This window comes from Veronia pacifica (assembly GCF_001707825.1).
In the GTDB taxonomy this organism is placed as follows: Bacteria; Pseudomonadota; Gammaproteobacteria; order Enterobacterales; family Vibrionaceae; genus Veronia; species Veronia pacifica.
This window is the reverse complement of the sequence record NZ_LYBM01000001.1, coordinates 201,399-227,467: the sequence shown is the minus strand read 5'-3', so window position 1 is coordinate 227,467 and position 26,069 is coordinate 201,399. Positions and strand designations below refer to the sequence as shown.

Genomic DNA, 26,069 nt, shown 5'->3' with positions numbered 1-26,069 from the left:
GCATATCCATCAAACTAGGCACAGGGTACTAGGCCATTATAGCTTCCTACTCCATGTATACATGCAACCGTCGCTTCACTGCGATTCACATCTAACTTGCAGTTATATTGACTCAAAATGTTCTCTCGATCAGACAACGTTACGTCTCACCAGTAAATTCATTCCCAGTCTCCACTTGATAATGAAAGATGTTCTATTTTCTCTGGTCTCATTGCATAGAACCAAAAACGGCAGTTAAAAAACACAACAAGACGCACCCTCGATTTTTATCGAGGCGTGATGGCGTTTTAATCGAAGAAGTTGCTCTCATCAGACGTGAGAGCATCCAACGTAGTGAAATCAGACATCGCTTGTATTTGGGATATTGCTATGACAAGAGGAATGAGTAATGAAAGTGAAGGCAACCGTATGTGCTATTTTACCCGGTCTATTCGCCAGTCTCCCTGTCGGAGCACAGACGTGGATCAACGATCAGTCACCAGCAACTATTGTTGAGCTTTTTACCTCTGAGGGCTGTAGCAGTTGCCCGCCAGCAGAAGACAAACTCAATCAGCTAAAAAGCAGCAAAGGGTTGTGGACTTTAGTAATTCCGCTCGCTTTTCATGTTGATTATTGGAATTACATCGGCTGGAAAGACAGGTTTTCAAAACGTGACTATTCTGACCGACAGCGTGAAAAAGTGTCAGCCGGACAGGCTAAGGGAGTCTACACGCCGGGCTGGTTTATCAACAATCAGGAGTGGCGCGGATTCTTTGCCAGACAAAAAGTGCCTTTCGCATCCGGGAGCAAAGCAGGTATTCTCAAAGCAAGTCTTGATGACCAAAGTCTTACAGTAAACTATGACCAGCCACGTAATTACACCGTTAATATTGCTTTATTAGCGATGAATGAATCGACGGAAGTCAAACGTGGAGAAAATGCAGGACGCTCTTTGGAACACGAATTTATCGTTGTTGATTTTGCCTCTTATTACGGTAAAAACGAGTGGCAACACACTATAAGTAATGAACTTTCAGCCCAGCCTGATGCGGTTGCCGTTTGGCTGGAACAATCAGGAAGTAATGATCCTGTTCAAACAGTTGCGGGACTGATTAATCGTCCCTGATAAAAGAGTTGAACAGTTAGAGGTTTTGGGTTCGCCAATACCTCTCCTTTAATTCTGAAAAGTGAGTGATATGGTTTGACTGACCAAAACTATCTCGCCTAGACATATTCAGATCAAAAATCAAACAACCAATTAACATTCTGTTACATCACAGATTTACTGAGACCGAAAATAACTCTTCGAATAAAAACACACCGCCACTCGAAAGCTTACATTACGAGCCAGATCTCATCATGACCACTGGTTAAGGTCGCATTAGCTGTACATTCAACTCAATGAAATGTAAGGAATACAGTGATGAAACGATCAGGTTTTAGCCGCAAAAAACTGGTACAAGGTTTGTTATTGCCCGGACTACTGTTCTCCGCAAGCGCACTAGCCAGCTATCCGCAATATAATACTGAATCTGTCTATACTGGTGGCGAATATGTCGTTTTCGAGGGGCATATATACAAAGCAAGATGGTGGACGCAAGGAGACACTCCGGATAAAAGCGAACCATATGGGGTTTGGGAATATATAGGGCCAAAAGACGACACTGATCCAGAGCCTGACCCTGAACCGGATCCTGAGCCAGATCCCGAACCAGAGCCCGACCCTGAACCAATACCGGGAGACCCTTATCCTGGTCAGTGGCCAGAATATAAAGAGGGATCAGTCTACACGGCCGGTGATAAAGTCCGCCACGAGGGTAAAGTCTATGAGGCCCAGTGGTGGACTAAAAATGAAGCACCAGATAGTGACGCGTCAACAGGCGTTTGGAAATATCTGGGTGAAGCCGAGCCACCAACAGATCCGAATCCTATACCAGAGCCTAATCCCGGCAACGGTATCATTGGACAAAATCCGGATGGCAGTTACATCATGAGTAAGTCATTCCTCGACGGTCGTGAAGCAGAACTGACTGACTCTCCGGAATTTAGAGAGGCATTGGCATCCATTGCCACAAGAGATAACACTACTGTCGAGGCGATCAGTCCCGGTGCTGCATCAAATCCAGACAATGTAAAACGTGTCGAAGCGCTCATCTCTCCAGCCAAGTGGGACACACTTTTCCCTGAACGTAATGCAGCTTATACCTACACGAATTTCTTAAAAGCAGTTGGAAAGTTCAAAGGTTTTTGTGCCACCTACAGTGACAACAGAGCGACTCAATCGAATGATATTTGTGCAAAATCTCTTGCAGTGATGTTCGCTCACTTTACACAAGAAACCGGAGCACATAACCCGTACTCACCGAATCCTGAATGGAAACAAGGCCTATTCTTTGTCCGTGAGTCTGGGTGCAGCTCTGATGCCAGTTCATGCGGTTACAATAGTGAGTGTGACGCTGACAACTGGCAGACTGAGGTGTGGCCTTGTGGCACAGACGACGGCGGTCAATACGTGAAATACTTTGGACGAGGCGCCAAGCAGCTTTCTTATCATTATAACTATGGACCGTTTTCCGATTTTATTTTTAACGATGTCACTGTATTGCTAAATGACCCAGATCGCGTTGCTGAAAGCTGGCTGAATCTCGCCTCTGCGGTTTTCTTCTTTGTCTACCCACAACCACCGAAACCTTCAATGCTGCATGTCATAGATGGCACATGGCAACCGTCTCCATCAGATATTTCTGAAAAACGGGTACCTGGATTTGGGGTGACCACCATGATCATTAACGGTGGGATTGAGTGTACACAAGACACAGAAAAACCTCAGTCAGTAAACCGTATTAAGTACTATCGAGGTCATGCTGAAGCGTTAGACGTGCCGATACCTGCTGACGAACAACTCGGTTGTGCAGGTATAAAGGCCTTCAATGCCGACAGTGCGAGTTTTGGCCTCTACTGGGAGAATGATTGGGGCTACAACAAAGATAATCCGGGTGGGAAAAGCTTTGCCTGTAAAGTCATTTCGAATTACCAGACAGCGCACTCAACTCTCAAGAAAGGCGACTACACCAAGTGTGTCCAGAAATACTACGGCGTCACCGTCGAGTAATAGAGTAATACCTCTCAGAGCCTCGTTATACGGGGCTTTTTTACTTCTAGTAACGCATAAGCCATCATTTATAAAGCATCCAATTTGATAGACAAATCAGTGTAGTTGATAGAGATATCAAAATTCACATTTTGAAAAAGTGGCGATGAAATGGCGACACTATTTAGCTACCTCTTTCCAATTCGACTTTATATCACTTTTATTCACTCGCTTTTTTACAGCCACTAGGCAACGGCCTCATATCAAGCACCTGACACGATCTAGATTTTTCGACTAATACCCCAAGAATACAAAGCTGGAGCGAAAAGAGATTCTGTATAATTTCGCGATACACTACGACCTTTTATTCAACCCAAATATATTGTTCACCGGTTCTTAATGGTGTTGAGCCGTAGTTTAGATAACATTAGTTTTGTTTAAAGAAGGATTTCGAAAATATGTCTGAAGCACTGATCATTATCGACGTCCAAAAGGCATTGTTTGAAAGTACCCCAAGACCATTTAAAGCGGATGAGACCATCGCGAATATCAATATAGCTATAGATGGTGCACGTAAATCAGGTATACCCGTCATCTTCGTACACCATGAAAAACCCGGGGTGCTCGATTTCGGCACAGATGGTTGGCAACTGGAGCCAAACCTAAGGCGGGCGGACTCAGACATTTGCATCCGCAAGACCAACTCAAGTGCCTTCACAGATACACATTTGCAAAAAACACTTGATGAGTTGTCAGTCACAAAGCTGGTCATTTGCGGTTTTGCAACCGAGTACTGTGTAGATTCAACGGTTAGAGCAGCCGCATCTTTAGGATACCAACTAAAACTCGTCGTGGATGCCCATACAACTCACGACAAGAGCCACGCTGCTGCCAAAGACATTTGCGAGCATCACTCCAACACGCTGACCAGCATAACCAGTTTCAAATATCCCGTTAAAGCCGTTCTAGCCTCCGAGCTATGGTTGGAATAACGTTCAAGACATCAGCCGTAAAATTTCTTTGACTGTGAGTCAGATGCTAATCGATGAACACGCCGCTCCTAAGCAGTGTTCATACAGTTGGCCTTTCATATTGTTGCCACAAAGCCAACTATACACCCGTTCATGTTCGTTAGGTTTTAGACTCACTCAGTTGCTGTATCTGGTTAAATATCTCTTCCGCTTCAGCGGTCAAACGGGAATACGTTCTGATATCACCGTTTCTCTGCGCGTGCATTGCTTCCTCAAGTAACATTGAGTGCCGTTTCTTCAGTTTCTTAGCGGGGTTGCCTTTGAAAAATGAGAACATAGTTATCCCTCCATATTTGAGAGTTAAGCACTACGTACAATGGGCAATGAGCGATTAACTGACATTCACATAAAAAACAAAAATCCCTCGTTAAAATTTGATGTCCCGCGTTTACCGTGTTGAATGCTTGCCAAATATCAATATCGCCAAAAACGGAAATTATTAGCCCATGATTAGATGAATCATAGCTTCTCTGGCATTCTCCGTTTTGACGAACTGTGCTAGTCATTTCGAGCGCTTGGAAGCGAAAAGATTCCATAACAGAGAGCTGGATTACCGTTTTTTGCAGAGAGATAAGCACTGAATAGAAAAAAATAATGTTTTAGATAAAGTGAGTTTCTATCCTTATTCATTAAAAATCGAGTGACCTCTCATTAGTCTCTTATTTCAGTAAAAAATAATCTGGTAATGTAATTTTCAGGCTTCACATACCTTTTACTGTATTTCTCTGAACTATGATTTTTGGACACTCTATGAAAAACAAGGCTCTCTTAACGCTTCTCATTATTGGATCACTGGTTGGGTGTAAAAGCTCAAGTGATGATGTAAGTTTTGTTGGTGATGTCCAGACAAGCGTGAAAAGTGAACACCGATTCGAGAGAGTGAAAATACCAAATACAAGTTCAGCGTCAATCACCGATTACGTGTACTTTGCCGCAAATAAAGCGCATTCGAAAAGCTATAAAAAATTTGCTTTAGTTCAGGTATATAAAAAGGGTGAATTTGGCAAATTCTACCCCGATCATATTTCCTCGTTTATGTTTCAGACTGATCAGCAGCTAGAGCTGATAAAAAAATATGACAAAAAATCAAAACCTCTGAAAGTGATTGGTGTCTTCGATTCTGAAGAATACAAAGATAAGCGCTACATACCAGTAAATAACTTCCCCGGTGCAGCATAAATTATTTAATAAAAAAGCAAGCGATTTCCACTATTGAGCAGAATTCAATAGTGGAACTAAATTTTTATTAACGAAGATAAGAGATATTCTCATCGCTTAGGCTTTTCTACCTTTCGATCTCTACATCGACGAGTGAGCTAGGAGTGGATAGGTGAAAAAGGTTAGATGGGCAAAATTGAACATAAAATGTGTCAGAACAGCAACCCATAACCTGCCTGTAAGATGGAAAACAACCCCATAACCAATACCCGCCAAAGTGGCGAAAATAATGAGTAAGGCTCCACCGTTAAAATGGGCTAAACCAAACAAAACGCTCGCCACAATCAGTCCTATATGAATGCCAAAACGCTTTGACAATCCCTGTTGCAAGAAGCCTCTAAAAAATGCTTCTTCCGCCACACAAGTAAAAAGCAGATTGTTAATAACAAACAACCACCACCATTCTGGAAGTGATACCTGAGGTTTTAATGCACCCAAAAAAACGGCAACAGGGAGGAGAGAAAACAACGCAACTAATGTGAGTGTTAGTAAACGATAGTCAGGGCGTCGAGCTTTACCCAATAACGCAGGCCACATCATTAAGAGTGCAAAGAAAACAAGCGGCTTATCAAGGTTAAGGTACATGCTGAACGGGGTACTCTGAGGTTTTGCTATGACACTGTCCAACACTTTCAGGTTTTCAAAACCCGGGATCAAATGCATTGATAATGCGACACACCAGATAATGATTAACAGGTAGCCAATATACCGTATTCGTCCAACCATTTTGGGTACAGCGAACGCAATACCAGCGCCAATAAGTACATATCCCAGTGCCAGTAACGATAATCGCCCCTCCAGCAACGCTGCTAATAAAGTTACCCCAGCGAGGCACAGAGTAACCTTTGGTTTCAACATTACGCTGGAACATATTGCCAGGGCAAAAAGAAGCCAAATCCACATTGATGATTCCATATCTTAACTATCTGCTAACCAGTAAAGGGGGTTATTATTCACCAGCAACACATTATTAAACAACGAAAGAGTCTTAAATTATTGTTAATACGAAAAGAGAATCGTTAGTGTTACAACTATCCGTTTTAATTAATTTAATTAGCTCGCACAAACATTGGTGCTGATTAGGTGACAATGCAGTAATCAAATTATATTTTCATGGAAAATATCACCATCACAACAGGCTCTATCTGTATTGCCAGTTGATAAAGAAGGACGAGATGAAAGCACTTTCAGTGATAAAACCTTGGGCCAGTATGATCGCTGCCGGAACAAAGACACTAGAAATCAGATCATGGAAACCAGATTCACTCCCCATGCTCAACATTGCCCTCGTCGAAAACACGGTAAGGCTGACAGAAAAAGGGCAACACGATCTTGATGGCCAGATTGTCGCTATTATTGATGTCACTGCCTGTAAGCCTTGGATAAAAGCTGACTGTCGGAACGCGGGTTGTGAGGATTCTCAATTTGAGGAAGGTTGGTTAGCGTGGGAAATCAGTAATGTCAGGCCATTAAAGAGACCTGTTAACGCGGTAGCCCGAAGAAAATTCTATGACTTATCCCGAAGCGAAAAAGAAGCACTGGAACAACAAAAAAGCGTTTTCGAGAAGAGTGAGTATCAGCGCGCTAACTCTCAATTTTAGCTCCATATTATGGTTCCAATGACGATGTAAGTTAGCCTAAAGGCTTGTTCAAAAGAGAGATTATAAGCACTATGCGTATTGACTACCATCGGCGTTTTATCCCCGTTATCCGCTATCTTGAGCAACATTTTAATGAACCACTCAATTTGGCTAACGTAGCCTCGCTGGCGAATTTATCACCCTATCATTTCCATCGTATTTTCAAGGCTGTTCAAGGAGAAACGTTGTCTGAGTTTATACGTCGATTGAGGTTACAAGCTGCCGCTGATCATCTTTTTAAAACCAAACAACCTGTACTCAATGTTGCACTGGATTTTGGTTTCTCTTCCTCTCAAAGTCTCGCCAAAGCATTTCAACAACACTTTGGTGTCACGCCAACCGCTTTCCGAGAGTGCAAGGACTATGAGGCTTTTTCTGAACTGACGAGAGACAGCAAGATTGGACACACTTTGCGCAAGAATGGACACGGAGGGGAGGTCGAGGATGTATATCTTAGCTGTGAACTTTCACTGAGGAACTCAAAAATGAAAACACAGCACTTTACACCGTCAAAGCTGGCTTATATTCGGGTAACAGGTCCATATGGAGTGGGTTATGATAAGCCTAGCGCTCGTCTTCACCAGTGGGCAGCTTTAAGGGGGATACCTGAACCAACCTCCCTTTTTATTTACCATGACAACCCGGAAATCACCCCGAGTGACAAGTGCCGCACGGATATCTGTTTGCGAGTGCCAGACAATATAGATGTGCCGGTAGATATTGAACTACAAGACTTTTCAGGCGGACTCTATGCAGTACTGAGGAGGGAGATTACTGACTTTAACCAATACTCTATGGTCTGGGAAAAGTTGATGACTGACGTCATTCAAGAAGGACTTGAGATGGATGACCGTCCATGCTTCGAACTTTACAATAGCTTCGATCCACAAACAATGACAGCGGATGTCAGTTTCTGTACAGCAATTAAATAGCGCGAAGAAATAATACCTGTATAAATTTTTTTGTATAGGTATTATTTTCGTCATATCCGTCGCCATTATAAACTAAATCGCTCTTATAAAGAAGAAATTGACAGTACGTTATCTAGGTAATAAATAATAATTTAATAAAGATGATTTTTATTAACTTAAATATTCACAGCTAATTAATAGGCATTTTCATTATTAATAAAATTAGCATCATATCAATTAGTTTTATACTTGGCTCTTATTTATTATATTTATCAATACTGCGAAACTCCCCCCGCAACTTTTCTGATATTCTTAGTAAATGTTAAAGTTAGGATTATCAACATTTTCTTTTTACTGGTGAATCATGAGTACATTATCCTCTCAAGAATTTAAAAATGATGATTACGCCATTGACGACGTAGACATGTACACAACGCTGGTGTGTGCACGTTCTGAGGCGAAAGATGCCTTGAACCATGTGAATAAAATTAAGAGACTCCTGAAGATGCTCGGTATGGAGAGCATCACTGAGAGGCCGAACGACTGTATGGATATTTATACTCGGCTGTGCCATGAAAGGCCGCCCAAGCCCAAACCTAAAAAGAAGAAGAAAAAGAAATAAATCGTCGCCTTTTTGGTGATGCAGTTATGGTCCCGGCATGATGACTAAAGCACGGTTAACATCTTAAATCCGCCAGCAAAAATCTCATACTCAGTTATCATTGTTCTTCCTTCCTTATTAGCGGAAAAGTGTGGACTTCGAAGCGCTGTAATTGCGTCCTCTGCTTTCCAAATATGTTGCGACAAAACTCAGCTATCCATTAAAATTAGGTTTCGCCCGCATACTTCTCCATAGCCTGATATCCTCTCAAACCCAGAAGCACAACACAGAATAGGTAGAATGTTTTATCCAATGTTTTAGTACTCTTTTAGCATCACAGCGAATTGAAAAGGTGTATTTTGAAGGTACTCGTTGCAGGCTCAAGAGGATATATTGGTAGGCACATTGTATCGACATTCATCGAACATGATGTTGATGTTTTCACTTTTCAGCGGGAGTGCTCCAGCACCAAACCAAGTGATAAAAACGTCATCGCTGGTGATCTTTCGTTAAGAGGTAGCTTCGATATCGTGATCAATTGCGCGAGGCCACACTGGTCCAACTATAGTCCCGTCGAAATCGCCGAGATCGAACGAAAACTGCTGGTTGAACTCGATACGTTCGCGTCTGAAAATGCAGTAAAAATTCACACCTCTGGCACCTGGCTATTTGGTCACGCCAACAGTGAAGAAGCCCGGCAATTTGAACACAAGCCCTTTCACATGGTGGAGCCAGATAAAAAGACTATTGCCGACATTTTGTCTCGTAATTGGCATATCGTTTATCTGCCAAGCCTTGTTTATGGTGGGCAATCGTGTCAGCTGAAACGAATTCTCGATGAGTTGCCAGAGTCATCATTGACCATAGCGACCCCCAGTGTTGGCTTCAATCAATATGTCCATGTCACCGATGTCGCCCGCTTTTACTTAACACTACCCACTCAAACCACCTCATCTGTGCGTCAGCATTTCATCGCTGAACAAGGAGGTTTTTCGCCGGAAGACTTTGCCAGCCTACTCCAGCGGTCTCAGGCGGTGCAGGATATCAAGAAAGTCAGCTGGGATGAATTTCGCGCAGTTAACGGCGAAGATGCATGTGACGTTGAGAGATTCAACCTGACTGTGCCCGTCAGTGCTCAATTTATTCAAACCTGTTCTGTCAGGCATTATATTGAGCAAAACTTGGTAAATTACACACAAAAAACAAACCAATAATGGTTAGCCGCCTCTGCTAACGGTTGGTATGATCAGGACGACAATGAGTGGTTGATTGCACCGAAAGGCCAAAGCACGATAAAGCTTAAAACGGCCACACAGTTACACTTCTACAGGGTGGCCATATCTATATTCATACCAGCCAAAAAACAGAGTAAGTGAAACTTCGAAAAAGGAAGTCATTGTGTGGCTGGCTTTTTTATCCGTCAGCGAATGCAGACCAACAGGTAGCTCAGTAGGTCAATGAGGTATCCACGCACTGAAAAGTCTGGCTAATGCTTTCATCTGTATCGAGAAGGTTCTGAATAAGCCTTGCCACCTCACCACGAGTGATTAAACCATGTACCTCAGTATGCTGTGAAAGTTCACCCGTTCCTGTCGCTACTCCATCTTTCAGTCCTCCGGGACGCACGATTGTATAATTCAGGTTGCTTGTCTGCAGCCAAGCTTCTGCAAGTGTTTTTTCCCTCACTGCAGCACCAAAGCCTGCTTTGGAGCGCTCCGACATATAACGCCATGTCTCACTGCATCCCAGTGACGTCACCAGTAAAAACCGACTTAAGCCCCGTTCCACCAACGCATCAATCAAATATCGATGACCAATATAATCAACAGGAACAGCAGCCCGATAACTGCCCATCGAGGAAATCACTTGTGTCTCAAGGGGCAATTTTTCGACCACGTCCTTCACCTGAGTTTCTTCTGTGGCATCACACACGAGTGTTTCAATACCCAACTCTTTAAGGCGTGGATTTTTGTCCGGATTTCGCACGATAGCGATAACTTTAAAACCCATTTTGTGGAAATGTTCAACGAGCACTGCTCCAAGCCCACTTCCCGCACCCCAGATCGCAACGATATTCATCATGTCTCCTCTCTTTTTGGAGTAGTTTATCAAAGCTGATGGTAACGTGACTGTTACATAGGGCGATGTTATGTCATACCGTGAATCTATTCTCCGTATGGTTTAACAGGTTTATCCAAATCAACGATTGCGTAGTTAACGCCCTTTGGCTGCTGACTGTCAGGATAAATGAGCATCAAGTAGTGGCCCGTATAAAGCTTCTCCAGTTTCTCGTCATTGAGTGGAAAAGACACCTCAGATTGACTGCTCGCCTCCCCGCCCAATGGTTTGAGACTGATACGTCGGAGGGTTCCGCGTTTGCATTCAAAATGCTGAGCATGACTAGTGAGTACACCCGATTTCGAAATCGCTTTACCAGAAGTGATCCTTGGTTTTTCGCACTGATAATTAATTTGCCAGCTAACATCACCGGTACCTGTTTGTTGACCAAACAAGTTCACATGTCTGATAACAAGTTTACCCGTATCAGACAGAGGTGCTCCGGGTAATTCAGCCCATACTGGCGATGCCTTACTCCCATATGCCACCAAAACACTACTTGCCTTTCTCGCAGGCAAATGTCTGTAGCCATCAAGTTTCAGGTTATCTTTTTGCCACTGCCATCCGCTTGTAAAATCTGACAAAGTAAAAGTTGCTTTTGCGGACCGTTTGCTGCTTTCCCAATCAAGGCGCTGTAAATAAGCTTGCCCTTTATCGAGAGTTACAAGAATGGGGCTTTCCCTGCTGCTTACGTTCATCTCTAAGGTAAGCGGAGTGCTTTCTTTCCCTCTGTCGATAAGATCAATGATTGATACATTGTGATGCAACCCAGTTCCCGGGCTGCTGACCGCATTAACGCTTCCCATAGCGGCAATGGAAAAAGCGGCAATTGTTAAACACCTGTTCATTTCTGTTCTCAATTAATTATGAACATCGTTTTCTATATTAATTTAAAGAGGAAGGCAAGAAATTATTTACAGCGTTCAAAATGAAATGAACATTTGATAGATCTTTCATAGAATACTCCCTAGCAATCGTGTATTCAGGATACTCTTAGTGAATAAATGGTGTTCATCTGTAAAATTCTCATTACTGTTCAGGGAAAAATAAAAGCAGTCTGCCGCATTTTACTAGACCAAGACTCGTGTCATCATTCCTCGCTTTATGGACGCCGTTCATAATTTTCATCGGTAGTGTATTGAGACAAAAGACTCTGATACGACGTCTGGTGCTGCGTTGAGATGCATGAGGTTTTTCTGCTGTGAGCGTAAACATATTCATTATCTGAGGCACATGTGATGAATACCCATGGTATTAAGCAGAGTAGCGAGATAAATATCCGTTCACATCAATGTGTCCAGTTACTAAAAAAGCGTACACTGTGAGTCAGTGATGCAAGAGGTTTCTATGTTAACAAAGAAAAGTGGTCTAAAAGTCGTCGCGCTTTTAGAGGCTATCAAAGGTTTAGTATCGCTGATTGTCGGTTTCGGTATTCATGAACTCGCGGGTCAAAATATTCAGGTAATTCTGGAGAACTTGCTCCGTCATTTTCACCTCAACCCAGCAAATGAACTCCCCGGCATACTGCTGGAAAAAGCCTCTCTCCTCACACCAGAAAACCTAAATCTTGTCGTCATTGGTGCTGGAGTTTATGCCATTATCCGGCTGGTTGAAGCCTATGGCCTGTGGTTTGGATTACTGTGGACTGAGTGGTTTGCACTGGTCAGCGGTGCCATTTATGTGCCTTTCGAAATCTACGAAGTCATCCAGCATCAGAATGACTTAAGCGTTGCAGTGCTGACGATTAATCTTGCTGTGGTCGCTTATATGTACTCAGTGATCCGGGAGCACAAAAAAGACACTGAAAATAAACCTAATCAACAATAGGCATCCCTCCCGTAAGAGTATCTGGCCAGTAACAACTGGCCTAGATGACCCAAGAAAATCTCAGCTGATTATACATTGGTATAATCACATCCAGACCAGCCCAAATGATACCTCAGGCGAATAGCATGCCATGTAACATTCTCCCCGGCATGAGGGCAAAAATACCAGCCACCAGACACGCACCGCAATAGAGTTGGATCATCGCATTACGATGAGCTTTTATCTGACCTCTCCGTGCTGCCAACAAAGCTGTTGGAACCGTATACAACGTCATTACGCTCAAAATATGGATAGGTCCGAAATGGCCTAATATTGATGGGCCAACACCCGATGAAATGCCAAGTGACAACAAGGCCGTTGTGAACATTAACACCATATACGCGCGTCCAAGGTAGTGATGTAACACTCCCCCTTTCCGATAGAACATCATAAATGTTCCTATCAGTATGGCAGGCAGGACAGTGAAAAGGTGCATGTAAATAATTGTCATCTGGTCCATTTTTATTCCTTAGGTTTTGACTGAGAACAACAGAAGACTAAAGAAAATTGTCATCTGAGCCATTGTTGTTCCTTGGGTTTCGACTGAGAACAACAAAAGACTAAAGAAAACACACTGCAAAAATAATCGGTTGCGATAAAAGGCCCAAGAATGGTTTTAACGGGCTTATTGGCCGATGAATGGCAAAGGAATAAGTGATAGTGAGCCAAGCTATTGTTGAGTTGATTATCAACTTTCTTGCTAGTGTATTCGTCTTGAACAAAAAAGCAGATGACACATATCCATAACAGGGATTTGGTGCCAATGCTGACCAAAGGGAGTCTCGGACTAGCTTAGTAAGTTTGCCCACTAATTGGCCATCTTGACCAAACCCTAGTGATTAATGACAAATAAATCACTCTATTTAATTGATTTTATTCAATAAGATGATGGCATTGTTGTTGCAACAGAAGAGACTCTCTCACGTGTTCGTAAGCAATTGGAAGCTCTATTATGGCAATTTCAAACACATCAATAAAATCAATGGGAACAGGTCTGCTATTGAGTATCTCTCTTGTAGCCTCTGCAGGAGCCGACCAGCAAACATTTTCTCCATCTCAATTCACGTCAGTTGATCTCTCAAAATCATTGGAAGTTAACTTCAGGTGTGGCTCATCACCCAAAGTAGAGGCGAGAGGGACGAAAAAAGCTCTTGAAAACCTACAACTCTCATCTGACGGGGGCAAACTTCGAATCACAAACGACCAGTTTGGCGACTCTTGGTTTGACAATGATGCCGTTAAACTCACTATCACAGTCAGTAAACCTCTTTCTTCGGTCAGAGCGGGACTGGGCGTTCTATTATCTGTACCCGAATGTGCCGTTTCAGGCGACTCACTTGACGTTGATGGCTACATGGGTGCGAAAATATCTGTAACGGGTAAATCTGAATCACTGTCTCTCAAGCTATCCCATGGCGCGGTCTTTAATGAAAATAATGAGCCTTTTTCAGTGAAAAAGACTCTTATCGACATGGAGATGGGAGCATCAGCCACACTATGTGACACACTCGCCGTCAGCGGTGATCAGAGTTTCGGCAGCTCCATTGCCATTTCGAAAGATACCGTCAATAGCGTTAATTCCTCGATGGGAGCATCTGTTACGCATTCAACTTGCCTTGGATAGTTTTTCTAATAGCCCCGCCGAGGCAGTATGACGCTGTCACTCAGGTCTCAATTTGGTACCTGAGTGACATTAGAAAGTGCATCTGACGGGAGCAAGGCCAAATAATGTACAAAATCTCATAAATATACCCCTCTCGAAGATGAATTTGCTTTTTCTCGGTGATAGCGTCATCCAATAAACAAAGAACATGGACGCTCTTATCCAATGAAAAAATATCTGTTGGCTCTGGCACTGGTTTCATTCGCAAGCTACTCACAAACTGATAGTTCTGGCTGGGTATCATTAAAGTCAGGTGACTATCAGAAAGCTTTTCTGCAATATCTCACTGATGCTAATTCTGGTAATGCTGAAGCACAAAATAACCTTGGTCGTATGTATCAGGGAGGGCTGGGTGTGGAGAAAGATAACCATGCTGCGGCACTTTGGTATCGAAAAGCGGCCGAACAGGGGCAGCCGATTGCTCAGCTTAATCTCGCGGTGATGTACTTTGACGGACAGGGAGTCGCACAAGACCGTAGACTGGCGATGAACTGGTTTTTAGAAGCATCAAACCACGACCTTGCACCTGCTCAATACTACATTGGCTACATGTATCTTGAGGGCATCGGTATAACAAGAGATTACCAAGAGGCATTCAAATGGCTGACAAGAGCTGCAAACAAGTCCTTTGCCCCAGCTCAGAACAGTATCGGCAGGATGCTGCAATATGGTTTGGGGTTGCCAAAAAATGAGCGTGATGCGCTTCAATGGTATCAAAAGGCTGCGGAACAGGGGCTGACAGCCGCCAAAAGCCAGCTCGGCTACCTCTATTTATACGGTCTCGGAACAACGAAAGAGACTGAAACAGCAAGGTATTGGTTATCGCAGGCAGCTGAAGAAGGCGACCTTTTTGCACACAATACACTGGGCGTAATGTTAGAAAATGAACAGGACATAACAGGCGCAGCCTCTCACTACCAGACGGCTGCTATAAAGGGGTATACCGCCGCACAGGTCAACCTTGCAACGTTGCTTTTTAAAGGAGCTGACGGACTTGAAAAAGACACGACAGCGGCATTTAACTGGTTCAAAGAAGCCGCCGAAAAAGATGATAACGCAGCATGGCGAGTCGCTCAGATGTATCAAGATGGGCAAGGTGTAGAAGTAGATTTATCCGCCGCAAACAACTGGTATCGCAAGGCAGCAAAGGCCGGAATTGTAGGTGCGCAGTTATCACTCGGTCAGATGGCAGAAAATGGGCTCGGACAGTCACAAAACTATCCGGAAGCGTTTTATTGGTATCAAGAAGCAGCGAATGGTGGTTCAGCGAATGCCCAGTTTAACCTCGGTCTGTTATACGAAACAGGAAAGGGAGTAACGGCAGATAATACCAAAGCCAGTCATTGGTATTCTCTGTCAGCAAGGCAGGGCCTGGCGGCTGCGCAGCTTAATCTCGGATTGCTTTATCAGGATGGCAGAGGCAAAACAAAATCCCCGGAGCAGGCTTTTAATTGGTATAAAAAAGCCGCAGAACAGGGGGAGCCGAATGCACAGACTAATCTCGGAAAACTGTATGCTGCAGGAGATGGCACCCGCAGTGACAACAGAGCCGCGTTAAAATGGTTTAAACTGGCTGCTGAACAACACAATACCGAGAGTGAGTTCAATCTGGGTGTTATGTATCAAAAGGGTCTGGGCGTACAAAAAGATGTTGCGGCCGCAGTTGAATGGTTTCGAAAAGCTGCCAGTCGCAATCACTTTGGCGCACAACGTGCACTCGGCCAAATCTATTTTGAACCGGGCGTAGAACAAAACAGCACTGAAGCCGCAAAATGGCTGCATCTTGCAGCTGAAAAAGGCGATGCCATCTCTCAAAATAATCTTGGCGTCTTGTATCAGAAGGGCGACGGTGTCGAGCCAAGTCTTTCACAAGCGGCAAGCTGGTTTAGAAAAGCAGCAATGCAGAATCATCGGGCCGCACAAGCCAACCTGGGTTATCTCTATCTCTCCGGTCAGGGTGTCGAAAAGAACTTGAGTAATGCCGAGCAATGGCTAAAAAAAGCAGCACTCAAAGGTGATATTCCCTCGCAGGTCAATCTTGGTTATGTCTATCTACAAGGGCCGAAAACAAAACCGACTGAAGCGGTAAAATGGTTCAAGAAAGCTGCAAATAATGGACACTCAATGGCGCAGCATAATGTAGGTGCGGCATATGAGAAAGGGCTAGGTGTGGCTAAAAATGAAGAACAAGCGGCACAGTGGTACCTGAAAGCAGCGAAGCAGGGAAACAAGCTGTCACAGTTTAATCTGGGCGTGATGTATTTTGATGGACGTGGCGTCGAAATGAGTAAAGAAAAATCATATCTTTGGCTACTGGTTTCTGCGAACAACGGCTTCTCCACTGCTCCAAAAGCCGCCCAACAGGTCAAGAAACAACTGGACAGTGATCAGAGTCTTCGGCTACAACGGGAAGCTGACCTGTGTCTGACAACCAATTACATAGTATGTGGCTAACTGCTCACCATTGCTTGTACATTGATGATCTCTCGTCATTGCAGAGTTTGACGAGAGATCATGGCAGAATTCTACACTCACACTTCAACATACTGGTTTTCATGATAACCAAAGAAGCAGTTTCTCTTGGTGAATGAGATCCTGCGCTATCTTTTACTCAATCTAGGTCTACAGAACCGTGTTAGAGGATGCCCGGGGTGTTCATACCGCTTAAAAGGAAGGAAAAGCAATTTTTGTTAACACGCTGAATGCATCAAATTCAGGCTCCCGGGCTGAATGTGATGGTGTTACGCCACCAAACAAACGCTCAGACGTTACTCAATACTGCCAATTGCTTCTAGTTAGTCAGGCGTATTTGCGAGTCAATCCTTTATAAAACAATAAGTAAACTCTTAGCGAAACCCGTTTTTGAGAGCGTTATTTGCTTTTGTTGATAACTTTATAAGCTCTCGCTGTCAGGTAAAGAACGATTCTCTCTAAGGTGATAAAGCGCAGCATCCATCATCCTATCAATAGCAATAATTGCCCCATCAAGACTGAACCTTGACACCTGAAACTGACCACTCTCCATGGGTACAGCGATACCTAATTGCTCACCCTGCTTAATCGCGAGGTCAATGTCTTCATAGGGCTCAATGACTAATACATTCTGATCCATAAACTTGTCGCCGCAATACAGTGTAACGTGCATAGCAGCGCTTTCCGCATTCACTAATGCAGGGTATTCACTGCCCGCTTCGCAGGTAATATCTACACCAATCAGATAAAGACAATTTTCTGAGCTGAAGTAGCAGTACTTACCAAAAATCTGGTCGTTATTATTTATGGTGGCGGCATAAAAATAATCATTGCCATTGGTATCTACCATCCAATCTTGATGATATTCCTCACCAGCAATCACCGTGAAAGGTATTAAGAAAAAGCACGCTATAAATAAAACTACTTTCATATTTTCAATCCAATACAGGTTCTTCACCTCTTAATATAGGTGTAGAACAGAAGTGAGAAAATAACGAGCGAAAAGCCTTCATATCCAGTTTTGAGGCGGTTCATCAGCAAGCGATAATCACAAATTCCATAGAGCCATTAGTGACGGATAGAAATGGCAATGAAATACTGGTTACTCGCTCAACGTGCTACATCGCGGTTTTGAGCGGATTTTTTAAAAAAATGAAAAGAAACAGAGTGATGAATATTGCCGGACAATTTCCTCTGGTATTAAATGACAAAAACAACGTGCTGTGTTCAAAAGATTAATAGCGAAAATATTAAACATAACTCAATGACACATGAGAAGTCACCTGAGTAAAAAAGACAACGGAAAAAACATCATGATTAAAATTGCTGCCATTGATCATCTCGTGTTAAGAACGGCGAATCTCGATGCCATGCTGCGTTTTTACACTGACGTTCTTGGGTGCAAAGTAGAACGCCAAACTCCACCTGACGTAGGATTAACACAACTGAGAGCCGGAACATCTCTGATCGATATTGTTGAGGTGGATAGTGAGCTTGGCAAGTTGGGAGGGAAAGCCCCCACTGCAACAGGAAACAACATGGATCACTTTTGTTTGCAACTGAAAAAGATCTCGCAGCAAACACTGACTGACCATCTTCTGCGCCATGGTATTAATGAGGTTGAATTTAGCTCTCGTTACGGTGCTCAGGGCAGAGGTCCATCGGTTTACATTAAGGATCCTGATGGAAACACAGTGGAATTGAAGAGCCAGATAGATTGTGACCTACAAGAATAACCCCGTCTTCGTTGTCAGTATTAATCACACTCTTAGCAGTATGTTGTAAATAGGATGTTTAAACACACCAAAAGTCACGTTTAAACAAAAAGACAGGTTTTACCATGTTGAGTAATTATCGATGATTGCTAACAGCCGATCACTGATTACTCAGGTATAAATGCAACGAATAGCGTTGAATGTTTGTGTCTACAGAAACGGAAGACATAAACCCGATAGCAATAGCTTTGCAAAGGATTGGCTGTACTTTGAACAAATCGATAGAAATCACGAAAAAACATAGGTTTGTATCAGATGAAAACAACCTTAGTCGGAAAACCTGACTACCCTTTGTTAGACGTCGCCATTGAAGATTTCTGTCTTCAACGAAATCTGGAAAATAGCAGTGATGAGAACAATACAGATAAGCAGCTTTTTCAACTGCATATATTTTCTCAAACTGACAACAAAGCATATCGAATCATTGAAACGACCCGCCATGGCGAGTATGCATCATTAACATCATTTCTTATGTCACTGGGTTATGCGTGCCTGAGTTCAACGAAGTTTGGCTGTTATAATGAGTTTCACTACCACTATAAGTCGTTCAATAGCGCACTGATTTTTTCCACCAACAAAACACATACCTCTGGTGTGAAATGAAAAGGAATGACTCACGGTAACGTTATAACCGCTATCTAACCTTGTCAGTTGTATTTGTTCAGAGCGATAAGGTGTTTGCAGACACAAAGCATAAAGTAAGAAAAGTCATTCTCTATCAGCGAGAAAAAGTCTCGTGTTCTCATTTAAATATAATTTCTTCGTCAACAACCGTCTTTTCTTGAGGAGCACCTCTGACACGGCTGCGTGTCACTGGTGCTTTCGTTGTATCGAGTGTCGTTACTTTCACTCTGTGCATGGATGTCTGATAAGGGTATCTCAAGGTGTATGAGGCAACCTCAGCGACATATTGTCCATGTGTTGAATTTGGAACACCCAGCTCCAATACACCTCTCATAATTGTTGGGTCTGGGATCCTCTCAGTCAGCACTGCATTGCCATCTCTGTCTGTGATAGTCACAACGATATATTTCCCCTGGTCAAGACCATGTTCAAAAGGAGGATAATCTTGCTCAAGCACCCAGATTTTATCGACAGTGTGTTGTTCGTTTTTTACCTCAACATTAATCATCAAAGTCGCTGAAGAAACAGAACAGGTTATCATCAACAAGCAAGTAAAAAATCCGACTTTCGCAATGCGAAGCCTATCAGCAGTGAGACTCATCATTTTGTTGCCTCCATGAACCAGGTCAATGTGCGTCGGCTATAGTTTTTGGGATCGAATAAAATTAATCCGGAATCATCGCTTACCCGCACTTCAACTTTATACACACCCGATGAGGACAGATTGGGCGAGAAAGTCAGGCTACCATCATTATCAACTTTCTCATCGTTGACGAACCAAAGTACTTTCAGTTTTGCCAAATCGTAAACGGTGTCGATTTTGAAAACGACAGGCTGTTCTAGTGGATGTGCTTTTGGCGATTGTTGTGACGTTTCCTCTGGGCTAAAAGACAATACAGGTTCGCCATGTTTGTAGACTTTCAACGCCCAGGCCTCTGCATTGACAGCATGAAAGGCATTTCCAAGGCTGCGCATGATCGAATTTTTCGTCGGTCGCCACACCCCCTCTTTCACATATTGTCCACCCTCATAATGGCCAACACGATGTGACTCGTTAGGAATAGGATGCGTGCTTTGGTGAGAAACCCAATATTTCCATTTCAGCGACGCCGGATCATTATTAACAGTAATGTTAGGTTGGGATGGCTCAGTCCCTGGCGGGCTGGTTCTGCCGTAAGTATATTCGTCCGCAAGCCCGGCAAATGAATGGCCAAGTTCGTGCACTGCGATTTCTATCGCTGAATTAGCCAGACTGAATGTCCCCAGCTTAGAGTAACCCGCGCCACCATATTGTTTAGTATTTCCAGCCAGTAATAAAATATCCCACTGAGGAAAGTGTTCATTTGTTTCCCTTTGAACACGGGAAACGTTGACACAATAGAGCCGTGCTATGTTGTAGCAACCAAAATAGCTGTCAAAAAACGTATCAACGGGGTTGGCAGTGGGTGATGAGCGAATACCTGACTCGTTCGACTCAGTGCCGATCACATGAATGTTCCAACCCTGAATATGAGTTTTGATCGTCGCCTCATTATAAAAATGCTCAAAGACATCATTCACTGTGTTTTTGAAAACCTGTTTGTCTTCTTTTGTGAACCCATCCCCTAGGATCACCAGATCAACACCGACACCATCTGATCGACCTTGTATCGTGGCGGGTCCTATACCATCCCAGTCAAGTTCCAAGTTAGAGGCCTGCTGACAATCTCTGAAACAGTCTGAATTCCAGATATCAGGTTTACCATTATTATTTCGGTCAACGCTGGCAGCGATATCTCCCGGAAATGCATCGGCGTTATCACCTACCCTATCGCCATCGCTATCCTGCCATTCGGTGGGATCCATTGGAAAAACATCTGTGTTATCACCAACCTTGTCTCCATCAGTATCCATTGATTCACTAGTATCAAGCGGAAAGGCATCTTCAACGTCAGGGACACCATCTTCATCATCGTCCGTATCGCGATTATTTCCCATACCATCTTGATCGGTATCCACAGATTCCTGAGGATCAAGCGGAAAAGCATCCTCGGTATCAGGCACGCCATCGTCATCGTCATCGGTGTCGCGATAATTACCCGTCCCATCGTTATCTGTATCGACTGACTCATCAGGATCCAGCGGAAAGACATCATCACTATCGGGCACGCCATCATTATCGTCATCTGTATCGGCTTTGTTACCAATGCCGTCACCGTCCGTATCCTGAAAATCACTCGGATCAAGTGGCAGTTGGTCCTGATCATCGTTGTAGCCATCGTCATCATCGTCTTGATCGGTATTATTGCCAATCCCGTCTAAATCAGTGTCGACGCTCTCTGTCGAGTCAAGTGGAAACATATCCTCTGTATCGACCACGCCATCGCCATCATCATCGTTATCAATGAAATTGCTTCGCTGATCGCCATCAGTATCAATCACACAGACAGTTGCCTCAGCCACAAACCCTTCTGGACATTGGTCATTGTCACCGACGACGGTGTAAATAAGTGGGATTTGTGAAAAGTTCGAGATATTACTGGTGTCAACTTGACCTACCTGCTGAATGACTGCTTGACCAACCTGATAGGCTTTATCTTCGAAAGAGGTCTGACTGCTATTTTTATCCGTTAATTTCTGCCAGGTTATTGAATCACGGGGAAGTAGCCCTGACATAGTCACCATTGATGCAGCGTAGTGAGTAACATGCTTTTCAGACGCGATAAAATCGTTCATCACTGTCTCAGTCGGTATACCAAATATTTCAGAAGCCCAGAGCATAGCCTTTAATGATATATCGACCGGATTTTCAGAGAACAAAAGGTCAGTTGGGATTTGCTTCATGTGAATGACCATCAAAGTGGTCAGTGGTGATAGAATATTGTGTCCCGGAGGTGAGGCGAGCATAAATGGATGGACGACTCGCTCTCCGGTGTCTTTATCGATGGTTTTTTCAGGGTCAGCATGTGCCATCAGAAAGAAACGCTGAGTGTCGATATTGGAGGGGACGCTCAATCGTGCGATACCCTTTTCATCAGAGACTGCACTGGGCTCCTCTGTATCTAACATCCCGTCAGCATTGATATCCAACCAAACCGTAGCGTCCTCAAGATACCCATCTACCACAGTCACGGTGAGTTCATTAAACACCTCTTTTGGGGGCTGATTTTCAACGTCGGTTGACCCGTCACAGCCAAAGAAGAGGACCGAAACAATAAAAATTAACACTCTACTGAGCAATACTTTTTGCATGACATGACCTTTATTCGCCTGTCATTAATCGTAGTAAATGATTTGCGATGGTACGGTGCGAAGAAGCATTACTCTCTAGTGATCAGAGGTGATATATCAATACTAAATGTTGGCACTACGAGAAAATGAATTGAAATATATATATTTTCTATTAAGTTATTTTTAATGAGATTATTTTAAATTAGACTCAAATACTGACGAGTTAAATAATCATTAGCATCTCATCTTGAAATGTGTAATTGATGTTGAAGATTATTGACAACCTTGGGATGTGAGAGGGAATTAACGAGGATATGATATCCTGTCTGTAACGTCTTATTGCCCACGATAATTGCGCTGAAACTAAGAAAGATATCCTATGCCTACTTTGGAAGTACTGTTCCTGCTTGTGGTTGTTTTTTTCTCTATCTCTCTCGTTTGGACCACTCTCAGGGTGGGGATCTCACCAATGCCAAGTTCTGCTAAGGCATATCAGACAATGTTAATGTTGACTGAAAATACTGGTCAAGGTGCAATTTATGATCTCGGCTCTGGATGGGGGACGCTTGCCCTACGTGCAGCTGCACGATTTCCTGACCGCAAAGTGGTTGGGTATGAGCTGTCTTTGCTGCCCTATCTGGTGAGTATTTTTCTCAAACAGGTCTATGGAGCCAACAACCTCACGTTGTACCGTAGAGATTTTATGGCTTCTGATTTATCAGAGGCGTCAGTTTTGCTCTGCTATCTTTACCCGGGCGGTATGTCAAAGGTCTCAGCCCTTATTTCATCAGCGCAAATCAAAGGATCAAAACTATCTTCATTTCATAATGAAGCAAATCAACTCAACACAACTACACGAGATGCCCTTCCATTATTTGTTATTAGCAATAATTTTTCCCTGCCTGATCATCAACCCGAACAAGAAATTCGTTTAAATGATTTTTATCACTCTCCCATTTATCGATATCGCCTCGACTGAAAAAAGCATAAATCTCTATCCTGCGTCACCATGTGTCATCGGAGAATTGAGGAATTAATATTTTCACTACAAGAAAATTAAAGTAATAGCTTTAAAATAGAAATATTATTCAAAGTTGGAATACGTTTACATATTGCGACACCTTAGTGAGTCCCGAACTATTATTGGCCGACAATGATTAATATTTAATTTATTTTAACTTTTAACAGCCGTCGGGGACTGCATTAGGTTCCATTGATTTAATAAAAAAATCTTATCATAAACATTGACTGACTTTACTTGATATTAAAAGTATCCACGAAACACAAAAAATCTGATCATACATACAGATAAATAAAAAACAAACTTAACATTATCAATAGTTTAAAAAATAATAGTGAGATGTGATAATTATCGTCAAATGACTATTTTTCTATATTTATTGCGGCGCACCTAAAAAATACACAGCAAATTTCATAAGTCTAATTTTCTCACTTTCAATAACTTGTTTTTTGATTGCGGAAAATGAGTATTTCAAAAATATAAGCTTGTTTTGAAATCACCACAAACTTTATATTGCTACTGGAATATTACGAGCGTGCTGACTGCATACTGCTGCAAAAATAGAAAACACATTGAACTAACGCATTACCGCCAGCACTTTACATTCGAGATAGAGAATCGCTTCTGCAATTCGTGACTAAGGATAGCTAGTGACGTGTATCGAATAACCCTTTTTTCAATCTTCGGCCTCTGGCTTTACTTGTTTTCCAGTCCAGACTGTCCGGAATGTATCATAATGGGTGTCGCCGTCGCCGATGTTGATAAGAAGACCAGTGTCGTTAAAGACAACGATCTTACAAGTGACAGCATAAGAGACAAGCGCCTAAAAGTATCCCTAAGCGACGGGAACGAGAGTGTTGCAAAATCCCTCGATATACCGTCAGAGGCGCTGAGTTTGCTTACTATTTATGCCAACTCAGCAAAGCCGATAGAAAAGCCGGGGGCATTTATTATGTTCCCGAACACCTATAAGCCAAAACCCTCACCAGTCTTAGATGGGACAGTTAAGGCGGCAATCATTTTAGAGAAGGCCCGTTTTTATTACCCAGACATGATTCGTATCAGTCTTGCATCAGAAATCAGTACCCGGTCAGCAGAAATATTTGTCATCGACGCAAAGAGCAAAAAGATTTTGCTAAGACAGCATATGGTCGATGAATACCTTGAACTGAACACAAGACCCGATTGGCCTGAAGAAATACGCCTCGTCGCCGACCTTGAGTTTCCTTCGGGGCGTGACATCATCAAAGCTGATATTAATTTCTCTGTTCCAGTCGCTAATCTGACTGACTCTGCAAATCCTTACATTGATGGTAATGATGCGGTAATACCTTTGGTCATAAAAACGAAAACCGAAGGGCTTTATCGGGTAAAAGCTAATCTTTTCAGCGAGTCTGGCAGACCATTGGTTTCTGTTTCTCAGTTACAGTTAGTCGATAAAGGAATGGCGACAATACCACTCAAAATCGACAATGAAGTGGTAAGTAGTGTCAGGCAAGGTGAATTTGCTTTTAATGGCACAAACAAGAGCGAGTATTCTCTGCGAAACATTGAGGTTGAAAAGGTTTGTCCTCATACAGGGAGGGTTCTCGGCTTTGGCAACACGTTCCACAGTCTCGAGATGAGGATCAACATTCCTAAGCAGCTGATCAATTCATCCAAAGATATCTGGCTCCCGAAACGACGAGGTAACGAGAGCGAATTTCTCTCTGCCAAGGATAATGGGATTTGACGAAACAGCTACAAGGTGCGGTTGATGTAGTGGCAGGTAAAATCATTACCCAGCGTCAGATGTGACATACCACAGTTATCATGTGGAAAACGGATTTTGGTATCTACTCTCATCAAGACATTGAGAATTTCACGAATCATATGACCATGGCTAACAACAAGTATTCGCTCATCTCGGTTGTCCAATAAGGAGCCTACTGATTGCCTGACTCGAGAGAGGAAGGCTCCCGGAGTTTCAGGTTTCGCGGGCTGTAATTCTCCGCTTTCATCCAGTATGTAATCCGCTGGCTCTGGACTTATCGCAATATTATCCAGCACTAATTGCCCCTCAGCGAGGCTGGGTAGGATTGTGAGATCTACGCCAGACTCACGCACGAAAGGCGCAACAGTATCTCTCGCTCTTAGGTAGGGAGAGCAAAGCACCTTGTCGAGATCCAGCTCAGAAAGTAGAGGAACAATTCGTTCTGCGTCTTTGTAACCTTTTTCAGTTAAAGGTTCTCCTGCATCTGATGCAAAAGAGCCATTTTGGCTGGAAATAGATTCAGCATGGCGCAGTAAAAATATATCCATTGTCGTTTTACCTCTTCTATCATTTTATGTCATTTCCTGACAACGGGATGAAAATCTGGATAGTTTCCGACGTCACTGACTTTTAAAGCAAACCACGGTCATGTCACCAAGCATCTAAAACTCTTTACGAGCAGTGCCTTAATTACATCACCATATAGGCACAAGGCTATCAATAGACTGGAAAAAAAGTACGCTTGCGACACCGAATTCAGAGCGAGAACTAACTTTTTGTTTACAAAACGATACACACACGAAATAACAATAAGAGAGTGATAGAAAAGTGCTAACTTAGCGTCTGCTCAATCAAAATAATATCGGACGTTGACGTTCAAAAGCGCAGTAATAAGGATGTAAAAATACGATGCTGAATTAAAGAGGTGTCGGTTCTTTGTGTCGTAAAATAATCAGTACCGACAAAGTGCGACACTGGCTTCTTACACTTTTTGTTTTCAAGGTTTGCTGCCATCAGCATAATTAGGTCATTAAAGCATTCGTCGGTGATTGACCAAGGCACAGTTACGTTGAAGAGCTTGAGCATTGCGATCAAA

Annotated in this window: 25 protein-coding genes; 15 read left to right on the top strand and 10 right to left on the bottom strand. The window is 43.1% G+C overall.

All coding sequences use genetic code 11. From position 1 onward, the window contains the following. Window positions 1-388 precede the first annotated feature (388 nt). From A8L45_RS01005 to A8L45_RS00995, 3 genes are all read left to right on the top strand, one after another. Window positions 389-1,105 carry a DUF1223 domain-containing protein gene (locus A8L45_RS01005; RefSeq protein ID WP_068898294.1) on the top strand — a complete coding sequence of 239 codons (717 nt, stop codon included), beginning with the start codon at window positions 389-391 and terminating at the stop codon, window positions 1,103-1,105. Window positions 1,106-1,402: 297 nt separating this feature from the next. Continuing rightward, a complete protein-coding gene (locus A8L45_RS01000; RefSeq protein ID WP_068898293.1) occupies window positions 1,403-3,091 on the top strand; it encodes a glycoside hydrolase family 19 protein in 1,689 nt (562 codons plus the stop codon). A gap of 437 nt (window positions 3,092-3,528) precedes the next feature. Beyond that, window positions 3,529-4,062: a cysteine hydrolase family protein gene (locus tag A8L45_RS00995; protein ID WP_068898291.1), complete on the top strand. Its 534-nt coding sequence runs from the start codon at window positions 3,529-3,531 to the stop codon at window positions 4,060-4,062. A 139-nt stretch (window positions 4,063-4,201) separates the two neighbouring features. Here the strand turns inward: A8L45_RS00995 and A8L45_RS24105 are convergent, their stop codons facing one another. Next, window positions 4,202-4,378 carry a DUF6435 family protein gene (locus tag A8L45_RS24105; RefSeq protein ID WP_139122267.1) on the bottom strand — a complete coding sequence of 59 codons (177 nt, stop codon included), beginning with the start codon at window positions 4,376-4,378 and terminating at the stop codon, window positions 4,202-4,204. Between the two features lie 473 nt (window positions 4,379-4,851). Here A8L45_RS24105 and A8L45_RS00990 point away from each other — a divergent pair, with 473 nt between their 5' ends. After that, window positions 4,852-5,280, top strand: coding sequence for a hypothetical protein (locus A8L45_RS00990; protein ID WP_068898288.1), 429 nt, complete (start codon window positions 4,852-4,854; stop codon window positions 5,278-5,280). A 120-nt stretch (window positions 5,281-5,400) separates the two neighbouring features. Here the strand turns inward: A8L45_RS00990 and A8L45_RS00985 are convergent, their stop codons facing one another. Further along, window positions 5,401-6,234, bottom strand: coding sequence for a CPBP family intramembrane glutamic endopeptidase (locus A8L45_RS00985; protein ID WP_068898286.1), 834 nt, complete (start codon window positions 6,232-6,234; stop codon window positions 5,401-5,403). A 260-nt stretch (window positions 6,235-6,494) separates the two neighbouring features. Between A8L45_RS00985 and A8L45_RS00980 the strand changes: the two genes are divergently transcribed. The 4 genes from A8L45_RS00980 (at window position 6,495) to A8L45_RS00965 (ending at window position 9,685) form a co-directional block, all read left to right on the top strand. Further along, complete coding sequence (locus A8L45_RS00980; protein ID WP_068898284.1) at window positions 6,495-6,920, top strand: ASCH domain-containing protein; 426 nt, start codon at window positions 6,495-6,497, stop codon at window positions 6,918-6,920. Between the two features lie 71 nt (window positions 6,921-6,991). Then, window positions 6,992-7,891, top strand: coding sequence for an AraC family transcriptional regulator (locus tag A8L45_RS00975; RefSeq protein ID WP_068898281.1), 900 nt, complete (start codon window positions 6,992-6,994; stop codon window positions 7,889-7,891). A gap of 343 nt (window positions 7,892-8,234) precedes the next feature. Further along, the gene (locus A8L45_RS00970; RefSeq protein WP_068898279.1) at window positions 8,235-8,492 is read left to right on the top strand and encodes a hypothetical protein; all 258 of its coding nucleotides are present in this window, start codon (window positions 8,235-8,237) and stop codon (window positions 8,490-8,492) included. 338 nt (window positions 8,493-8,830) lie between these two features. Next, window positions 8,831-9,685, top strand: coding sequence for an NAD-dependent epimerase/dehydratase family protein (locus tag A8L45_RS00965; RefSeq protein WP_068898277.1), 855 nt, complete (start codon window positions 8,831-8,833; stop codon window positions 9,683-9,685). A 232-nt stretch (window positions 9,686-9,917) separates the two neighbouring features. On the opposite strand, the gene A8L45_RS00960 is transcribed toward A8L45_RS00965, so the two are convergent. Both A8L45_RS00960 and A8L45_RS00955 read right to left on the bottom strand, forming a co-directional pair. Then, a complete protein-coding gene (locus A8L45_RS00960) occupies window positions 9,918-10,550 on the bottom strand; it encodes an SDR family NAD(P)-dependent oxidoreductase (RefSeq protein ID WP_068898276.1) in 633 nt (210 codons plus the stop codon). 86 nt (window positions 10,551-10,636) lie between these two features. After that, complete coding sequence (locus tag A8L45_RS00955; RefSeq protein WP_068898274.1) at window positions 10,637-11,437, bottom strand: hypothetical protein; 801 nt, start codon at window positions 11,435-11,437, stop codon at window positions 10,637-10,639. A 499-nt stretch (window positions 11,438-11,936) separates the two neighbouring features. Here A8L45_RS00955 and A8L45_RS00950 point away from each other — a divergent pair, with 499 nt between their 5' ends. Beyond that, entirely contained in the window at window positions 11,937-12,416 is a 480-nt protein-coding gene (locus A8L45_RS00950; RefSeq protein ID WP_068898490.1) for a DUF2127 domain-containing protein, read from the top strand. Between the two features lie 112 nt (window positions 12,417-12,528). On the opposite strand, the gene A8L45_RS00945 is transcribed toward A8L45_RS00950, so the two are convergent. Continuing rightward, the gene (locus A8L45_RS00945) at window positions 12,529-12,915 is read right to left on the bottom strand and encodes a DUF2306 domain-containing protein (RefSeq protein ID WP_068898271.1); all 387 of its coding nucleotides are present in this window, start codon (window positions 12,913-12,915) and stop codon (window positions 12,529-12,531) included. A gap of 492 nt (window positions 12,916-13,407) precedes the next feature. Here A8L45_RS00945 and A8L45_RS00940 point away from each other — a divergent pair, with 492 nt between their 5' ends. Both A8L45_RS00940 and A8L45_RS24100 read left to right on the top strand, forming a co-directional pair. Next, window positions 13,408-14,079: a GIN domain-containing protein gene (locus tag A8L45_RS00940; protein WP_068898269.1), complete on the top strand. Its 672-nt coding sequence runs from the start codon at window positions 13,408-13,410 to the stop codon at window positions 14,077-14,079. 204 nt (window positions 14,080-14,283) lie between these two features. Then, window positions 14,284-16,572 (top strand): tetratricopeptide repeat protein, encoded by a 2,289-nt coding sequence (locus A8L45_RS24100; protein WP_068898267.1) that lies wholly within the window; start codon window positions 14,284-14,286, stop codon window positions 16,570-16,572. A 439-nt stretch (window positions 16,573-17,011) separates the two neighbouring features. Here A8L45_RS24100 and A8L45_RS00930 read toward each other — a convergent pair whose 3' ends face one another. Next, window positions 17,012-17,521: a hypothetical protein gene (locus tag A8L45_RS00930; RefSeq protein WP_068898265.1), complete on the bottom strand. Its 510-nt coding sequence runs from the start codon at window positions 17,519-17,521 to the stop codon at window positions 17,012-17,014. 382 nt (window positions 17,522-17,903) lie between these two features. Between A8L45_RS00930 and A8L45_RS00925 the strand changes: the two genes are divergently transcribed. Next, complete coding sequence (locus A8L45_RS00925) at window positions 17,904-18,326, top strand: VOC family protein (protein WP_068898488.1); 423 nt, start codon at window positions 17,904-17,906, stop codon at window positions 18,324-18,326. Between the two features lie 294 nt (window positions 18,327-18,620). After that, window positions 18,621-18,968, top strand: coding sequence for a hypothetical protein (locus A8L45_RS00920; RefSeq protein ID WP_068898263.1), 348 nt, complete (start codon window positions 18,621-18,623; stop codon window positions 18,966-18,968). A gap of 139 nt (window positions 18,969-19,107) precedes the next feature. Here A8L45_RS00920 and A8L45_RS00915 read toward each other — a convergent pair whose 3' ends face one another. Both A8L45_RS00915 and A8L45_RS00910 read right to left on the bottom strand, forming a co-directional pair. Beyond that, complete coding sequence (locus tag A8L45_RS00915) at window positions 19,108-19,593, bottom strand: hypothetical protein (RefSeq protein WP_068898261.1); 486 nt, start codon at window positions 19,591-19,593, stop codon at window positions 19,108-19,110. After that, window positions 19,590-22,220 (bottom strand): M64 family metallopeptidase, encoded by a 2,631-nt coding sequence (locus A8L45_RS00910; protein WP_068898259.1) that lies wholly within the window; start codon window positions 22,218-22,220, stop codon window positions 19,590-19,592. Before A8L45_RS00910 ends, A8L45_RS00915 begins: the two co-directional genes overlap by 4 nt. A 484-nt stretch (window positions 22,221-22,704) precedes the next feature. On the opposite strand from A8L45_RS00910, the gene A8L45_RS00905 reads away from it, so the two are divergent. Further along, window positions 22,705-23,178 (top strand): class I SAM-dependent methyltransferase, encoded by a 474-nt coding sequence (locus A8L45_RS00905; RefSeq protein ID WP_217492103.1) that lies wholly within the window; start codon window positions 22,705-22,707, stop codon window positions 23,176-23,178. Window positions 23,179-23,956: 778 nt separating this feature from the next. Beyond that, a complete protein-coding gene (locus A8L45_RS00900) occupies window positions 23,957-24,952 on the top strand; it encodes a hypothetical protein (RefSeq protein ID WP_068898254.1) in 996 nt (331 codons plus the stop codon). Window positions 24,953-24,960: 8 nt separating this feature from the next. Here the strand turns inward: A8L45_RS00900 and A8L45_RS00895 are convergent, their stop codons facing one another. Together A8L45_RS00895 and A8L45_RS24325 are read right to left on the bottom strand one after the other, a co-directional pair. Beyond that, complete coding sequence (locus A8L45_RS00895) at window positions 24,961-25,521, bottom strand: histidine phosphatase family protein (RefSeq protein ID WP_068898251.1); 561 nt, start codon at window positions 25,519-25,521, stop codon at window positions 24,961-24,963. A gap of 328 nt (window positions 25,522-25,849) precedes the next feature. Then, the gene (locus tag A8L45_RS24325; RefSeq protein ID WP_175401864.1) at window positions 25,850-26,068 is read right to left on the bottom strand and encodes a hypothetical protein; all 219 of its coding nucleotides are present in this window, start codon (window positions 26,066-26,068) and stop codon (window positions 25,850-25,852) included. Window position 26,069: the final 1 nt, after the last annotated feature.

Excerpts from the sequence above, each read along its gene's own strand:
- A8L45_RS00895 (WP_068898251.1), bottom strand. The coding sequence starts at position 25,521 with ATGGATATATTTTTACTGCGCCATGCTGAATCTATTTCCAGCCAAAAT.
- A8L45_RS00960 (WP_068898276.1), bottom strand. The coding sequence starts at position 10,550 with ATGAATATCGTTGCGATCTGGGGTGCGGGAAGTGGGCTTGGAGCAGTG.
- A8L45_RS24105 (WP_139122267.1), bottom strand. The coding sequence starts at position 4,378 with ATGTTCTCATTTTTCAAAGGCAACCCCGCTAAGAAACTGAAGAAACGG.
- A8L45_RS00930 (WP_068898265.1), bottom strand. The coding sequence starts at position 17,521 with ATGAAAGTAGTTTTATTTATAGCGTGCTTTTTCTTAATACCTTTCACG.
- A8L45_RS00945 (WP_068898271.1), bottom strand. The coding sequence starts at position 12,915 with ATGGACCAGATGACAATTATTTACATGCACCTTTTCACTGTCCTGCCT.
- A8L45_RS00980 (WP_068898284.1), top strand. The coding sequence starts at position 6,495 with ATGAAAGCACTTTCAGTGATAAAACCTTGGGCCAGTATGATCGCTGCC.
- A8L45_RS00990 (WP_068898288.1), top strand. The coding sequence starts at position 4,852 with ATGAAAAACAAGGCTCTCTTAACGCTTCTCATTATTGGATCACTGGTT.
- A8L45_RS00925 (WP_068898488.1), top strand. The coding sequence starts at position 17,904 with ATGATTAAAATTGCTGCCATTGATCATCTCGTGTTAAGAACGGCGAAT.
- A8L45_RS00955 (WP_068898274.1), bottom strand. The coding sequence starts at position 11,437 with ATGAACAGGTGTTTAACAATTGCCGCTTTTTCCATTGCCGCTATGGGA.
- A8L45_RS00920 (WP_068898263.1), top strand. The coding sequence starts at position 18,621 with ATGAAAACAACCTTAGTCGGAAAACCTGACTACCCTTTGTTAGACGTC.
- A8L45_RS01005 (WP_068898294.1), top strand. The coding sequence starts at position 389 with ATGAAAGTGAAGGCAACCGTATGTGCTATTTTACCCGGTCTATTCGCC.
- A8L45_RS00985 (WP_068898286.1), bottom strand. The coding sequence starts at position 6,234 with ATGGAATCATCAATGTGGATTTGGCTTCTTTTTGCCCTGGCAATATGT.
- A8L45_RS00995 (WP_068898291.1), top strand. The coding sequence starts at position 3,529 with ATGTCTGAAGCACTGATCATTATCGACGTCCAAAAGGCATTGTTTGAA.
- A8L45_RS00940 (WP_068898269.1), top strand. The coding sequence starts at position 13,408 with ATGGCAATTTCAAACACATCAATAAAATCAATGGGAACAGGTCTGCTA.
- A8L45_RS00915 (WP_068898261.1), bottom strand. The coding sequence starts at position 19,593 with ATGATGAGTCTCACTGCTGATAGGCTTCGCATTGCGAAAGTCGGATTT.
- A8L45_RS00970 (WP_068898279.1), top strand. The coding sequence starts at position 8,235 with ATGAGTACATTATCCTCTCAAGAATTTAAAAATGATGATTACGCCATT.
- A8L45_RS00910 (WP_068898259.1), bottom strand. The coding sequence starts at position 22,220 with ATGCAAAAAGTATTGCTCAGTAGAGTGTTAATTTTTATTGTTTCGGTC.
- A8L45_RS01000 (WP_068898293.1), top strand. The coding sequence starts at position 1,403 with ATGAAACGATCAGGTTTTAGCCGCAAAAAACTGGTACAAGGTTTGTTA.
- A8L45_RS24100 (WP_068898267.1), top strand. The coding sequence starts at position 14,284 with ATGAAAAAATATCTGTTGGCTCTGGCACTGGTTTCATTCGCAAGCTAC.
- A8L45_RS00900 (WP_068898254.1), top strand. The coding sequence starts at position 23,957 with ATGGGTGTCGCCGTCGCCGATGTTGATAAGAAGACCAGTGTCGTTAAA.
- A8L45_RS00905 (WP_217492103.1), top strand. The coding sequence starts at position 22,705 with ATGTTGACTGAAAATACTGGTCAAGGTGCAATTTATGATCTCGGCTCT.
- A8L45_RS00950 (WP_068898490.1), top strand. The coding sequence starts at position 11,937 with ATGTTAACAAAGAAAAGTGGTCTAAAAGTCGTCGCGCTTTTAGAGGCT.
- A8L45_RS00975 (WP_068898281.1), top strand. The coding sequence starts at position 6,992 with ATGCGTATTGACTACCATCGGCGTTTTATCCCCGTTATCCGCTATCTT.